The organism is Trinickia sp. Y13 (genome assembly GCF_029522115.1).
In the GTDB taxonomy this organism is placed as follows: Bacteria; Pseudomonadota; Gammaproteobacteria; order Burkholderiales; family Burkholderiaceae; genus Trinickia.
The window spans coordinates 125437-138178 of sequence record NZ_JAKWFK010000016.1; the positions used below are offsets into that span (position 1 = coordinate 125437).

15 protein-coding genes are annotated in these 12742 nt (G+C 63.1%); 6 read left to right on the top strand and 9 right to left on the bottom strand.

Annotated features, from left to right (window positions below; all coding sequences use genetic code 11):
- Window positions 1-104: 104 nt before the first annotated feature.
- On the bottom strand, window positions 105-1475 hold the full coding sequence (gene pmbA, locus MMB74_RS23270; protein WP_277431015.1) for a metalloprotease PmbA: 1371 nt from the start codon (window positions 1473-1475) through the stop codon (window positions 105-107).
- Window positions 1476-1616: 141 nt separating this feature from the next.
- Here pmbA and yjgA point away from each other — a divergent pair, with 141 nt between their 5' ends.
- Together yjgA and mog are read left to right on the top strand one after the other, a co-directional pair.
- Window positions 1617-2219, top strand: coding sequence for a ribosome biogenesis factor YjgA (yjgA, locus tag MMB74_RS23275; RefSeq protein WP_277431016.1), 603 nt, complete (start codon window positions 1617-1619; stop codon window positions 2217-2219).
- Entirely contained in the window at window positions 2200-2823 is a 624-nt protein-coding gene (gene mog / locus MMB74_RS23280) for a molybdopterin adenylyltransferase (protein WP_277431017.1), read from the top strand. The genes yjgA and mog overlap by 20 nt, the downstream gene beginning before the upstream one ends.
- A gap of 58 nt (window positions 2824-2881) precedes the next feature.
- On the opposite strand, the gene orn is transcribed toward mog, so the two are convergent.
- The gene (gene orn, locus MMB74_RS23285; RefSeq protein ID WP_277431018.1) at window positions 2882-3493 is read right to left on the bottom strand and encodes an oligoribonuclease; all 612 of its coding nucleotides are present in this window, start codon (window positions 3491-3493) and stop codon (window positions 2882-2884) included.
- A 116-nt stretch (window positions 3494-3609) separates the two neighbouring features.
- Between orn and MMB74_RS23290 the strand changes: the two genes are divergently transcribed.
- From MMB74_RS23290 to MMB74_RS23300, 3 genes are read left to right on the top strand one after another with little or no spacing between them, the layout of a single operon-like run.
- Window positions 3610-4869, top strand: coding sequence for a M48 family metallopeptidase (locus tag MMB74_RS23290; RefSeq protein WP_277431019.1), 1260 nt, complete (start codon window positions 3610-3612; stop codon window positions 4867-4869).
- The gene (gene rsgA, locus MMB74_RS23295; RefSeq protein WP_277431020.1) at window positions 4866-5801 is read left to right on the top strand and encodes a ribosome small subunit-dependent GTPase A; all 936 of its coding nucleotides are present in this window, start codon (window positions 4866-4868) and stop codon (window positions 5799-5801) included. Before MMB74_RS23290 ends, rsgA begins: the two co-directional genes overlap by 4 nt.
- A gap of 36 nt (window positions 5802-5837) precedes the next feature.
- On the top strand, window positions 5838-6170 hold the full coding sequence (locus MMB74_RS23300) for a DUF2007 domain-containing protein (RefSeq protein WP_277431021.1): 333 nt from the start codon (window positions 5838-5840) through the stop codon (window positions 6168-6170).
- A 73-nt stretch (window positions 6171-6243) separates the two neighbouring features.
- On the opposite strand, the gene MMB74_RS23305 is transcribed toward MMB74_RS23300, so the two are convergent.
- From MMB74_RS23305 to rpsP, 6 genes are all read right to left on the bottom strand, one after another.
- Window positions 6244-7182 (bottom strand): CobD/CbiB family protein, encoded by a 939-nt coding sequence (locus tag MMB74_RS23305; protein ID WP_277431022.1) that lies wholly within the window; start codon window positions 7180-7182, stop codon window positions 6244-6246.
- Window positions 7183-7296: 114 nt separating this feature from the next.
- Window positions 7297-7977 carry a CoA pyrophosphatase gene (locus MMB74_RS23310; RefSeq protein WP_277431023.1) on the bottom strand — a complete coding sequence of 227 codons (681 nt, stop codon included), beginning with the start codon at window positions 7975-7977 and terminating at the stop codon, window positions 7297-7299.
- 102 nt (window positions 7978-8079) lie between these two features.
- Entirely contained in the window at window positions 8080-8460 is a 381-nt protein-coding gene (gene rplS / locus MMB74_RS23315) for a 50S ribosomal protein L19 (RefSeq protein WP_277431024.1), read from the bottom strand.
- A gap of 143 nt (window positions 8461-8603) precedes the next feature.
- Window positions 8604-9395: a tRNA (guanosine(37)-N1)-methyltransferase TrmD gene (gene trmD / locus MMB74_RS23320; RefSeq protein ID WP_277431025.1), complete on the bottom strand. Its 792-nt coding sequence runs from the start codon at window positions 9393-9395 to the stop codon at window positions 8604-8606.
- Between the two features lie 2 nt (window positions 9396-9397).
- The gene (gene rimM / locus MMB74_RS23325) at window positions 9398-10090 is read right to left on the bottom strand and encodes a ribosome maturation factor RimM (RefSeq protein WP_277431026.1); all 693 of its coding nucleotides are present in this window, start codon (window positions 10088-10090) and stop codon (window positions 9398-9400) included.
- 105 nt (window positions 10091-10195) lie between these two features.
- Entirely contained in the window at window positions 10196-10450 is a 255-nt protein-coding gene (gene rpsP, locus MMB74_RS23330; protein WP_173258456.1) for a 30S ribosomal protein S16, read from the bottom strand.
- 207 nt (window positions 10451-10657) lie between these two features.
- Between rpsP and MMB74_RS23335 the strand changes: the two genes are divergently transcribed.
- Window positions 10658-11134, top strand: coding sequence for a TM2 domain-containing protein (locus tag MMB74_RS23335; RefSeq protein WP_277431027.1), 477 nt, complete (start codon window positions 10658-10660; stop codon window positions 11132-11134).
- Window positions 11135-11157: 23 nt separating this feature from the next.
- Here the strand turns inward: MMB74_RS23335 and MMB74_RS23340 are convergent, their stop codons facing one another.
- A complete protein-coding gene (locus tag MMB74_RS23340) occupies window positions 11158-12273 on the bottom strand; it encodes a PA0069 family radical SAM protein (RefSeq protein WP_277431028.1) in 1116 nt (371 codons plus the stop codon).
- Window positions 12274-12742 lie beyond the last annotated feature (469 nt).

Below are 12742 nucleotides of genomic sequence, written 5' to 3' on the forward strand. Positions count from 1 at the left end.
GCCCGCGATCGCGTAAGCAACGCGCCGGTTCTATTTGCGGGGCGTTGCGCCCCGCCGCACCACCGCACCCAGCGCGTTCACCGCGTTCACCGCGTTCACCGCGTTCACTGTCCCGCGATGGTCATCCGTTCGATCAACACCGAACCGGTCTGCTTGGTGCCTCGCACGATCGAATCGGCGCCGATTGCGACGATATGATTGAACATCTCCTGCAGCGTACCGGCGACGGTGATCTCCTCGACGGCATACTGGATCTCCCCGTTCTCGACCCAAAAGCCGGACGCGCCGCGCGAATAATCGCCGGTGACGTAATTGACGCCCTGCCCCATCAGCTCGGTCAGCAAAAGCCCCGTTCCGAGCTTCTTGAGCATTGCCTTGAAGTCGTCTTCAGGCCGCGTCTCGCTGCTAGTGAGCGTGAGGTTGTGCGAGCCGCCGGCGTTGCCGGTCGTCTGCATGCCCAGCTTGCGAGCCGAATAAGTGGACAGGAAGTACCCCTCCACGACGCCGTCCTTCACCACCGAGCGCTGTTTCGTGCGCACGCCTTCTTCGTCGAACGGCGCGCTGCCCATCGCGCACGGCACATGCGGATCTTCGACGATTTGCACGTGCGGCGCGAAGACGCGTTTGCCTAGGCTGTCGACGAGAAACGAAGTTTTGCGATAGAGCGCGCCGCCGCTCGTCGCTTGCACGAACGCGCCGAGCAACCCAGCCGCAAGCGGCGCCTCGAACAGCACCGGCACCTTGCGCGTGTCGAGCCGGCGCGCACCGAGCCGCGCGAGCGCCCGTTCGGCCGCATAACGGCCGACGGCTTCGGGCTGCGCGAGCGAAAGCGCATCGCGCTTGGACGAATACCAATCGTCGCGCTGCATATTGCGGCCGCTGCCCGCGATTGGCGCGCAGGCGACGTAATGCCGCGAATACGGGTAACCGGCCAAAAAGCCGCGCGTGGTGGCGAGCACGAACTGCGAGTGCTGGGCCGATACGCTCGCCCCTTCCGAGTTGCGGATCTGCGGATCCGTGGCGAAAGCGGCGTCCTCGGCCCGGCGTGCGATCTCGACGGCCTCGTCGGCCGACAAATGCCACGGGTGATACAGATCGAGATCGCGCGGGGCCGTCTCGAGCAATTCCGCTTCTGCCAGCCCCGCACAGTCGTCCTCGGCCGTGAAGCGCGCAATGTTGTACGCCGCTGCCACGGTGTCGCGCAGCGCCTCTTTCGAAAAATCCGAGGTGCTCGCGTTGCCGCGCTTGGCGCCGATGAAGACGGTCACGCCGACCATCTTGTCTCGGTTGTGCTCGATCGTCTCGACTTCGCCGCGCCGCACGGATACCGACAGGCCGTCGCCCTCCGAGATTTCGGTGGCGGCGTCGGTGGCGCCCAGCGACTTCGCATGCTTGAGAATGTCGGACGCGATCTCCTTCAATTCATCTTGAGTGTGCGGGAAGAAGCGTTGTGAGGTTTCGGTGTCCGCTGCCATCGTGATTGCCGTCCGGTATAGAACTGTCTGTTGAGCACGGCTCGGGCCGCCGGCCGACGCGCTGGCCGGGCATGCTCGATCGTTCGCATCCCGCGATCATAGCAAGGCTTGCGCGGATGGTCGCGCGCTACAATAACGCTTATGACACGCAAAACCCGTATTCAACCGATCGAGCACGACGATTCGGCCGATCAAGACCTGGCCGACGAGCGTCCCAGCAAATCGCAATTGAAGCGCGAAATGCACGCGCTGCAAGCCTTGGGCGTCGATCTGGTCGAGTTGCCGAAAGACGCGCTCAAGCGCATGCCGATGCCCGACAATTTGGCCGACGCCGTGCGCGACGCGCGCCGCATCACCGATCATGAAGGCAAGCGCCGCCAAATCCAGTACATCGGCCGCGTCATGCGCTCCCTGACCGAAGACGAGATCGGGGCCTTGCGCACGGCGCTCGAAACGTACCGCGGCGTGAACAAAGCCGAAACGGCGCGGCTGCATTGGATCGAGCAAACCCGCGAGCAACTCATCGCCCATGACGACGCGTTCACGGCATTTCTGCGCGCGCATCCCGGCGCCGACGCCCAGGAAGGCCGCACCCTGATCCGCAACGCACGCAAGGAAGCGCAGCAGGGCAAGCCTCCGCGCTATTTCCGCGAACTGTTCCAGTGGATCAAGTCCGCGAGCGGGGGCGAAGGCGAGGACGCTTCAGATTCGACGGAAGACGACGATGACCAAACCGACGCGTAACCATCCCGACGAGATCGTCATCGGGCTCGTTTCGATCAGCGACCGCGCCTCGAGCGGCGTCTACGAGGACAAAGGCTTGCCAGCGCTGGAAACGTGGCTGGGCACGGCATTGGCCTCGCCCTGGCGCGTCGAAAAAAGACTCATCGCCGACGACCCCGAGCACATTTCGGCCACGTTGATCGAACTCGTCGACACGTTCGGCTGCGACCTGGTGCTGACGACGGGCGGGACGGGCCCCGCGCGGCGCGACGTCACGCCCGAAGCCACGCTTGCCGTCGCCACGAAGGAAATGCCGGGATTCGGCGAGCAAATGCGCCAAATCAGCCTCAATTTCGTGCCTACGGCGATTCTCTCGCGCCAAGTGGCGGTGATTCGCGAAACGGGCGAGCATGCGGCGCTGATCATCAACCTGCCCGGCCAACCGAAGTCGATTCAGGAAACGCTAGAGGGGCTGCGCGACGAAAGCGGCGCGGTGAAAACGCCGGGCATCTTTGCGGCGGTGCCGTACTGCATCGATCTGATCGGCGGCCCGTATGTCAGCACGCACGAGCAGGTCGTCGCGGCGTTTCGGCCGAAGAGCGCGCGGCGCGCGCCCTCCAATTAAATCGCGCCGGCGGCAATCTGGGCGCAATCGGGGCCATCGGGCGCGACGCGATAGTGCGTCAATTGCCTTCGCTGGGCACTACGCTTGGCGACGCGATCAAGAAATGCTCGCGGTAGTACTTGAGCTCGTCGATCGACTCGTGAATATCGGCGAGCGCCGTATGCATGGCGCGCTTTTGGAAGCCCTTGTAGATGGCGGGCTGCCAGCGGCGGCAAAGCTCCTTGAGCGTGCTCACGTCGAGATTGCGGTAATGGAAGAAGCGCTCGAGTTCCGGCATCCACCGCGCCATGAAGCGCCGGTCCTGGCAAATCGAATTGCCGCACATCGGCGATTTGCCGGGCGGCACGTAATTGCCGAGGAACGCACGAATCACTTCGGTGGCTTGCGCCTCGTCCACGGTGGACGCACGCACGCGATCGATGAGGCCGGAGCGGCCGTGCGTGTTCTTATTCCACTCGTCCATTTTCGCAAGCGTTTCATCGCTCTGGTGAATGGCGAGCACGGGGCCTTCGACGACTTTATCGAGCGTCGAGTTCGTCACGACCACGGCGATCTCGATGATGCGGTCGGTATCGGGCTCGAGCCCCGTCATTTCCATATCGAGCCAGACGAGGTTCATCTCGTTGCGCACGAGCGTCGGCTCACCGACGGGTTCGAGTAAATCAGTCATGAAAGCAATCCGGTCATTGATGCAAAGGGAAGCGAAACGGCGCTGCGCGGGGTCGGGCACGCTCGCCCGCGCCCGCGAAACTTTATAATTCTCGCATAGATACTTTGGACTTCCCGATGCCCGCTATCGACTTCACCGTCTTGTTCGCCGTTATGGTGGTCGCGATGGTCTCCACGAAACTGTGGCTGGCCTCCCGGCAAATTCGCTTCGTCGCGGCGCACCGAGACGCGGTGCCCAGGCAGTTCGCCGAAACGATCAAGCTCGAGGCGCATCGGCGTGCCGCCGACTACACCGTCGTTCGCACCCGTTTGTCGATGCTCGAAATCGTCGTCGGCGCCGTGCTCGTCGTCGCGCTCACGCTGCTCGGCGGCGTGCAAGCGCTCGATCGGGCCGTTTCCGCCTGGTTCGGCCAAGGCTATGCGGGCCAGATCGCGCTCGTGGCCGCCGTCGTCGTCATTACCAGCGTCGTCGATTTGCCGTTCGACTATTACCGGCAATTCGTCGTGGAAGAGCGGTTCGGCTTCAACCGCATGACGCGGGCGATTTTCTTTGCGGATCTGGCCAAAGGCGCGGCGCTGGGCGCGCTGTTCGGCCTGCCGCTGCTGCTCGTCGTGCTGTGGCTGATGGGACGCGCCGGCGCGCTCTGGTGGTTGTGGGCCTGGGCCGTGATCGTCGCCTTCCAAATGCTCGTGCTGGTCCTGTATCCGACGCTGATCGCGCCGCTGTTCAACAAGTTCGAACCGCTCGCGGACGAAGCGCTCAGTCAGCGCATCGACGCGCTGATGAAACGCTGCGGCTTCGCGGCCAAGGGCTTGTTCGTGATGGACGGCAGCCGCCGCTCAGCGCACGGCAACGCGTACTTCACGGGCTTTGGCGCCGCCAAGCGCATCGTCTTTTTCGACACGCTGCTTGCCCGCCTGAGCGCCAGCGAGATCGAAGCCGTGCTCGCGCACGAGTTGGGACATTTCAAGCGACGCCACGTCTTGAAGCGCATGCTCGTCACGTTCGCGATCAGCCTGGGCCTGTTCGCCCTGCTCGGCTGGCTGAGCCAGCGCACCTGGTTCTACGAGGGGCTGGGCGTGCGGCCATCGATGGGCGGCAGCAACGACGCCCTGGCGCTGGTGCTGTTCTTCTTGGCGCTGCCGGTGTTCATGTTCTTCGTCACCCCGCTCGGCAGCTTGAGTTCGCGCAAGCACGAGTTCGAAGCCGACGCCTTCGCGGCAAGCCAGACCGATGCCAACGAGCTCGTCAATGCCCTCGTGAAGCTCTACGAGGACAACGCCGCCACGCTAACGCCCGATCCTGTGTACACCGCGTTCTATTATTCGCACCCGCCCGCGTCGCAGCGGATCGAACGGCTGCTGCGGCACGCATGAGCGCCCCCGCCCACTCGATAAAACGCAGCGGCGGCGCGCGATTGGCCGGCCTCGTGATCGCCGCCCACGGGCGGCATTATCTCGTTGCGCCCGAGCACGAGCCCCATGCACTCTTGCAATGTTTTCCGCGAGGCAAAAAAAGCGAAGTCGCCGTGGGCGATCGCGTCGTCTACGAGCAAAGCTCGGCCGATCAGGGTGTCATCGTCGAAATCGGCGAACGTCGCAACCTGCTGTATCGGTCGGATCAATTCAAGTCGAAGCTCTTTGCGGCGAACCTCGATCAATTGCTGATCGTGTTGGCCACCGAGCCCCACTTCAGCGAAGACCTCCTCGGCCGTGCGCTGGTGGCCGCCGAAGCCAACGAACTGAAGCCGCTGATCGTTCTGAACAAAACCGACGTGACGGCCGCCCTGCCCGCTGCGCGCGAGCGTTTGGCGCGCTATCGGGCGCTCGGTTACGAGGTGCTCGAACTGTCGATCAAGACGCAGCCGGAGGAAGCGCTCACCGCGCTACGGGCGCGCTTGCTGGGCCACGCGACGCTGTTGCTTGGCCAATCGGGGATGGGCAAATCGACGCTGGTCAATCTCGTCGTGCCCAACGCCGATGTCGCCACGCGCGAAATTTCGACGGCGCTCAACAGCGGCCGCCACACGACGACGTTCACGCGCCTGTACCCGTTGCCCGAGGGCGGCGCATTGATCGATTCGCCCGGCTTTCAGGAGTTCGGCCTCTACCACTTGACGGAAGGCAGGCTCGAGCGCGCATTCCCTGAATTTCGCCCTTTGCTTGCGCACTGTCGTTTTTACAATTGCCATCATCTGCACGAGCCGGGCTGCGCGATTCTGGAAGCGATGGCCGACGGGCGCGTCGCGCGCGAGAGGCATGCGCTTTACGCGCAGCTCGTTCACGAGGCCAGCCAGGTCGTGAGATAGCGCGGGCGCCGCATTGCGCTCTTTTAGGACGCCCGCATGCTCAAGCTGACCCATGCCCCGAATCCCGTCATCGGCCAACATTGGGTCAACTTGCTCGAAGCGGCGGGAATCGGCTGCGAACTGCACAACCGCTATCTGAACGGCGCGCTTGGCGAAATCCCTGCCGAGCAGTGCGCGCCCGAGCTATGGCTCGTCGACGAGCGCGATGAAATGTTGGCGAGACGGATCCTGCAAGCGGCGCAAAACGGCCCGCCGCCGGGCGCGCCCCGGTGGCGCTGCGGGGCCTGCGGCGAAACCTTGGAGCCGCAATTCACGGCGTGCTGGCGTTGCGGCGCAGCGCGCGACCCCAGCGGAGAGTTCGGCGCCTAGATCTAGCTCAGCGCCAGAGCCTACGCAATTTTCTCCGGCGATGGCGCGGGCGGCTGCTTCAGCTGGGTGGAGGTTAGCCGACCCAGACAGCGATGGTGAGCATCAGCAGCAGAATCATCCAGAGGATGACGGCGCGCCACACGAGCCCGACGGCCGATTGAAGCGTGCGGGGCGTGCAGTCGTCGCCGACAGGCATGGGCCCGCCATCGGGCGCTCCCAGTGCATCCAGGCTAGACGGCTCCGCCAAAGGCCCAGCGAGCCGTGCGCCCAGTGCGCCGCTGCCGGCCGCGAGCAAAACGCCGTCGTTCGCATCGGGCCACTGGCGCGCATGATTGCGCCACGCATAAATCGCATCTTCGAAATTGCCGACGATCGCGAAACCGAGCGCCGTCAAGCGCGCAGGCAGCCAGTCGATCACGAAGAAGGCATGGCGCGCGAATGCGCCGAAAGCAGCCGTGCGCTCGCCCACCGATACGCCCCAGGTGCGAGCGAGGTATTCCGAGATCCGATAAAGCACGGCGCCCGCTGGGCCGATCGGCACCAGAAACCAGAAGAAGACGCCGAATACATGCCGATGCGAGGCGACGACCGCATGAATCAAGGTATGGCGCACGATCTCGCCCACAGGCATGTCGACGGTGTCCATGCCCGTCCACTCGCCCAGGATCTCCCGAGCGCGCGGGACATCGTCGTTATTGAGCGCGAGGTGAATATCGGTGAAGTAATGACTGAACTGGCGAAAACCGAGCGTGAAATAAACGATGACCACGTTCCAAAGGAACGCCAGCACAAAACTGATTCGATACAGGACGTAATAGATGGCCGCCACGGCTAGCGTCCATGGCAGCACGACCACCAGCCAGGCGAGCATGCCATGTTTTTTCTTGCCCGCGTCAAAACCTTGCGCGGCCGATTCCGCGTGATACTGCAACAACGCAAAGATCGGGTTGCTTTGCGACAGCGCACGCAGTTGTTCGAAAACAAGGGCCAACAATACGGAGAAAAAGGTCATGCGAAGGGCCGTGGCAATTCGAGTTTGTTCAATTGTCGCGTAACGATAGCACAGGGCGCCATACTCGAATGCGCTCGTCTCGAGGTGACGGCTCGCGATCTGCCCGCTATCCGTTCAGGCAGCTAGAAAACGATAGAAATTGCGCAGCATGCCAGCCGTCGCGCCCCAGATGAAATGGTGCCCCCGTGCGCCCGCACGCGGGTACGGCATCGCAAAAAACCGGCGTTCGCCGCCCTCCCAACGCAATACGCGTACCTCGTGATTGGCCGGGTTCATCAAAAACGGCAGAGGCACCTCGAAGATGTCGGCCACTTCTAGCGTATCGGCGCGCACGCTAAAAGGCGGATGCACGAGGCCGACGATGGGCGTAACGCGAAAACCGGTGCCGGTCAGGTATTCGGGCAGCGCGCCGAGCACTTCGACGCGCTCGGGTGCAAGCGCCACCTCCTCTTGGGCCTCGCGCAGGGCTGTGGCCACCGCATCCCGGTCGGATGGCTCGCGTCGACCGCCCGGGAAACTGATCTGTCCAGCGTGATCGCTAAGATGATCGGCGCGTTGCGTGAGCAAGACGGAAAGCTCCGCCTCGCGCACGATCAATGGAACGAGGACGGCGGCGGCACGCGGATCGCTCACCTCGGGCGACAACACCTCGAACGGCTCGGGCGCCCACGCAAGGCGCTGCGCGAAGCGCTCGCGCAACCCCGGCGGGGTCAGGCGATACGCCGCTACACCGGCCAAGCCGGCACCGGTCGCTTCGATGGGAAGCACTTCGGGTTCAAAGACGGGGCGAATCAAAGTTGCACTCGGGAGGTCATGAGCGGATAACCGCCATTTTGATCCTGCTGCCGGGAAACAAAAAAGCACCCGTATGGGTGCTTTTTCTTACAGCTAACACGCTTAGGAAGCCGCGCGGTCCTTCGAGACCAGCTTTTCCTTGATACGTGCCGACTTGCCCGAACGCTCGCGCAGGTAGTACAGCTTCGCGCGACGCACGTCACCGCGACGCTTCACGACGATGCTGGCCAACAGCGGCGAGTACGTTTGGAACGTACGCTCGACGCCTTCGCCCGACGAGATCTTGCGGACGATGAACGACGAGTTCAGGCCACGGTTGCGCTTGGCGATGACCACGCCTTCATAGGCCTGGACACGCTTGCGGGTACCTTCGACCACGTTCACGTTCACGATCACCGTATCGCCCGGGGCGAACTCGGGAATCGACTTGCCGGCGAGCACGCGCTCGATTTCTTCCTGCTCGAGTTTTGCAATCAGATCCATCACTGACTCCTTATGCCATCTTGTCGGCGTTCTGCCTGCCGCATGTCACCTGGACGGTTTGGCTCGGCCCCGATAGAGGATGGGTTCACATCTGGCGCCGCATACGCGGCGCCGCCTGCGCCCTGCGTTCGGGAAGAAGGCCGCTAGGCCTTCGACGCCGCTTTCGCAAGACTTGCGAGCCATGCCTCGTCGGCACGACTCAACATCTTGTTACGCCTAGCGCGCTCGATCAGATCGGGCCGCTTGGCGAGCGTATTTCTCAGCGCCTCTTTGCGCCGCCACTGCTCGATTTCGGCATGATGACCGCCGAGCAGCACGTCCGGCACGCGCACGCCTTCGTATTCCTCGGGGCGCGTGTAATGCGGGCAATCGAGCAAGCCGTCGACGAAGCTGTCTTGCACGGCCGACTGCGCATCGCCCAGCACGCCCGGCAACTGCCGCACCACGGCGTCCATCAGCGCCATCGCAGGCAACTCACCGCCAGACAGCACGAAATCGCCGAGGCTCACCTCTTCGTCCACGCAACGATCAATGAGCCGCTGATCGATCGCTTCATACCTGCCGCAGAGCAACACCAGCCCGGGTTCTTGCGCGAAACGCATCACGCGCTCGTGATTGAGGGTGTCGCCTTGTGGCGACATCATCACGACGCGCGTGCTCGCGACGCCCTGGGCCGCCTGCGCGGCCTTCGCCGCCCCGATGGCCGCTTCGAGCGGCTTGGCCAGCATGACCATACCTGGGCCGCCGCCATAGGGCCGATCGTCGACGGTCCGGTAGTTGTCCGACGTGAAATCGCGCGGATTCCACGTTCTCAACCCAAACCGCCCTTGTTTCGCCGCTCGGCTCGTAATGCCCCACTCGGTGACCGCGCGGAACATCTCGGGAAAGAGCGTGACGACATCGAACTGCATCGTGCGCTCCCTAGCGTCGACCATGCTCAGTAATCGGCCTGCCAATCGACGACGATACGCTTGGCCGCTTGATCCACCGCTTTCACATATACCCCGACGAACGGAATCAACCGCTCGCCGGTAACCGGCTGCCCATCCTTACCCTGCGTGGGATATTCGACACGCAGCACGGCATGCGCGCCGTTGTCGATCATATCGGCAACGGCGCCTAGCGCCACGCCTTCCTCATTGAAGACGTCTAGGCCGATCAGATCGACCCAGTAGAACTCGTCCGCATCGAGCGCGGGGAAATCGCTCCGGCGCACGTAGACGCGCCAGCCTTTCAGCGCCAAAGCCTGATCTCGATCGCCCGGGCCGCTCAATTGCGCAACCACGCTGTCGCTGTGAATCTTCGCCGCAACGACAGGCGCGACTTTCAGCTCGCGACCTTTCTCGAGCCACCAGCGCTTGGCGCTGGTCAACGCGTCGCCACCTTTGCTCGTACCGGCATGCGCCGCGACCTTGACCCAGCCCTTAAGGCCGTAAGCATCGACGACGGCGCCGACTTCGACTGCATCGTCGGGCAAAGTGTCGACCGGCTCGATACCCGACGCTCGACCGGCGGCTGCAGGCGCCACAGCATTGCGCTCGACCGGCTTGCGCGCGAACGCGCCAAACGACACAGACGCCCGGGAAGCCGATTTCGCTCGCCCCGAACCGCCCGAATCACGAACGGACATCGATGAACCTCACAGTTGGCCGACTGCCCCGACCTGTGACCGACCGGCGCGCCATATCGGCTAGACAGGCGCGGCTAGACAACGGCCGATAGCTTGCAACGGCAATCAAGCAGCCGGCTGAGCCTTTTGCGCTTGCTTCACGAGGCGCTCGACGGTAGGCGAGAGCTGTGCGCCGACGCCTTGCCAGTACGTCAAACGATCCTGGGCGATGCGCAGCGATTCACCCTTCGTGGCGACCGGGTTGTAGAAGCCGACACGCTCGATGAAACGGCCGTCGCGACGGCTGCGCGAATCGGTGGCGACGATGTTGTAGAACGGGCGCTTCTTCGAGCCGCCACGTGCCAAGCGGATGATGACCATACTGTAATCCTTGAAAACCGGGGGTTCGGAACCACTGAAACGCTCGATTATAGCGGGAAACTGAAACCATAACAAACACTTACCGCTCCCCTGTGCGCAACAAGGGCAATCGCCACCCAGCTCACCTGGCAAACGCGGCCGTACAATGCGCGCTGCGGCGTCTCACGGGCGCAAGCCTTCCCCTCACGAACCCACGCAATCACCTCGATGGATACGTCCTCCCGCATTTCCCACGCCCCCGTTCGATTTCGCTCCAAAACGATCACAGCCCTCCTGGCTTTCCTGTTCGGAAGCATAGGCGCTCATCGCTTCTATCTATACGGCTGGCGCGACTGGTTCGGGTGGGCGCACGTGATCGGCACCGCGCTCGGCGTCCCTGGCGTGCTCCTGCTCGTTACCAGCGAGCGAGCGTCGGCGTTCGGCTGGGTGCTGGCAATAACGGGCTCGGCGTCGGTGCTGGCCGCTTTCCTAGCCGCAATCGTCTACGGACTTCGCCCCGATCAAAAATGGGATGCTCAGTTCAACACCGGTCAGTCATCGCGCAGCCAATCCGGATGGGGGGTGATCTTCGTGGTGATATTTTCGCTCTTGATCGGCGCCTTCCTGCTGATGGGTGGGCTTGCCCTGACGTTCCAAACCTACTTCGAGTCGCAAAGCAGCGTGGTCAATTCGCTGTCGCGTTGAGGCGTCCTAAGCACCGCGCTTGGTCAAAAAAGACTCATTTGCGGGCTCGACGGCCGGGCGTTGTCAGGCCGTCGAAAATGCGACATATCGAGAATGCCGTGCCGACGCGGGTTGAGGCCGAGCCGTTTCACGGCTTTTTCGAAACGCTGCCTGAGCAGATCTGCCCACGCACCTTCGCCTTTCATGCGGCGCCCGAACGACGCGTCGTAATCCTTGCCGCCCCGCATGTCATGCACGCGAGCCATCACCCGCTCGGCCCGTTGAGGAAAGTGCGCGGCCAACCAATCCTTGAAAAGCGGTGCGACTTCCCACGGCAGACGCAGAACGATGTAGCTGGCGCTCGTCGCGCCGGCCTGTGCGCAAGCTTCCAACACGCGCTCGAGGTCGGGCTCCGTCACGAAAGGAATCACCGGCGCGATACTGACGCCAACGGGAATACCCGCCGCACTCAGTTCGCGAATGGTGCGCAGGCGCCGCATCGGCGTTGCTGCGCGCGGCTCCAAGGTGCGCGCGATTTCGGCATCTAGCGTCGTAATCGTGACCGCAGCGATTACCTGACCGCGCGCGGCCATCGGCGCGAGCAAATCGATGTCTCGCTCGATCAACGACGACTTAGTTATCGCGGCAAACGGATGTCCGAAGTCGTGCAGCACTTCGATCACGCGCCGCGTCAGGCGCAGTTCGCGCTCGACGGGTTGATAAGCATCGGTGTTCACCCCCAGGGCAATCGGCTCGGGCACATAGGCGTTCTTGGCCAGTTCCCTCCGCAGCAACTCCGGGGCATTGATCTTCGCGTAAATACGGCTCTCGAAATCGAGCCCCGGCGATAGCCCGAGATAACTGTGAGTAGGCCGCGCAAAACAATAAATGCATCCGTGCTCGCACCCGCGATAAGGGTTCAACGAGACGCTGAACGGGATATCCGGCGACGCGTTGCGCGTCAGGATGCTTTTCGCGGTCTCCTCGAAAATGTGCGTCTTGAGCGCTGGCAGCGCACCGTCGTCGGTATCCGGCGCCCAGCCGTCGTCGATCGCCTCCCGTTGATCGCGTTCGAAGCGCCCTTGCAAGTTCGTGACTGCGCCGCGCCCCTTGAGGGGCTGCGGTGGGGCAACGAGATATTCGGTGTCGCGATCATCCATCGTATAAGATGCGCCCGCCAAAAAGCAGAGCCGTTTGCAGGGAAGGGCTCCCGCTGATTCACGGTGACGCCCGGGTTGTGATTTCTTCTTTTTACTGTATGGGCATACAGTGCGTCAAGCGTCAATATCCGCCCTTCCCTGCCGCCGCACCGCTTCGCCCCGATGGTCGAGTTCATCGACAGCAAAGACGTGCTCATGGCGGACTACCAAACCCAAAACACTCCGTTCTGGCAGCACCATCCATCCGACCGCTTGCACGAACGTAGTATTTAGTGAGCGTACAGACGGGCGGAGGCGGGGGAACGATCGAATCGGCGCCACGCTGCGCGGCCGTCGAGCGCTAGCGGCCCGAGGGTGAGTTTTTGGTGGGAATAAAAGCACAAACCCCCGCTAGCGCGGTTCGCTAACGGGGGTTTGGTACAGAGGAGGAGCCTGACGATTACCTACTTTCACACGGGAATCCGCACTA

Bases quoted from the DNA above. Each gene is read 5' to 3' on its own strand.
- mog (WP_277431017.1), top strand. From the start codon at position 2,200: ATGACCAAACCGACGCGTAACCATCCCGACGAGATCGTCATCGGGCTC.
- MMB74_RS23300 (WP_277431021.1), top strand. From the start codon at position 5,838: ATGCTCAAGCTGACCCATGCCCCGAATCCCGTCATCGGCCAACATTGG.
- MMB74_RS23340 (WP_277431028.1), bottom strand. From the start codon at position 12,273: ATGGATGATCGCGACACCGAATATCTCGTTGCCCCACCGCAGCCCCTC.
- rimM (WP_277431026.1), bottom strand. From the start codon at position 10,090: ATGTCCGTTCGTGATTCGGGCGGTTCGGGGCGAGCGAAATCGGCTTCC.
- rplS (WP_277431024.1), bottom strand. From the start codon at position 8,460: ATGGATCTGATTGCAAAACTCGAGCAGGAAGAAATCGAGCGCGTGCTC.
- pmbA (WP_277431015.1), bottom strand. From the start codon at position 1,475: ATGGCAGCGGACACCGAAACCTCACAACGCTTCTTCCCGCACACTCAA.
- yjgA (WP_277431016.1), top strand. From the start codon at position 1,617: ATGACACGCAAAACCCGTATTCAACCGATCGAGCACGACGATTCGGCC.
- rpsP (WP_173258456.1), bottom strand. From the start codon at position 10,450: ATGGTCATCATCCGCTTGGCACGTGGCGGCTCGAAGAAGCGCCCGTTC.
- MMB74_RS23335 (WP_277431027.1), top strand. From the start codon at position 10,658: ATGGATACGTCCTCCCGCATTTCCCACGCCCCCGTTCGATTTCGCTCC.
- trmD (WP_277431025.1), bottom strand. From the start codon at position 9,395: ATGGTCGACGCTAGGGAGCGCACGATGCAGTTCGATGTCGTCACGCTC.
- orn (WP_277431018.1), bottom strand. From the start codon at position 3,493: ATGACTGATTTACTCGAACCCGTCGGTGAGCCGACGCTCGTGCGCAAC.
- rsgA (WP_277431020.1), top strand. From the start codon at position 4,866: ATGAGCGCCCCCGCCCACTCGATAAAACGCAGCGGCGGCGCGCGATTG.
- MMB74_RS23305 (WP_277431022.1), bottom strand. From the start codon at position 7,182: ATGACCTTTTTCTCCGTATTGTTGGCCCTTGTTTTCGAACAACTGCGT.
- MMB74_RS23290 (WP_277431019.1), top strand. From the start codon at position 3,610: ATGCCCGCTATCGACTTCACCGTCTTGTTCGCCGTTATGGTGGTCGCG.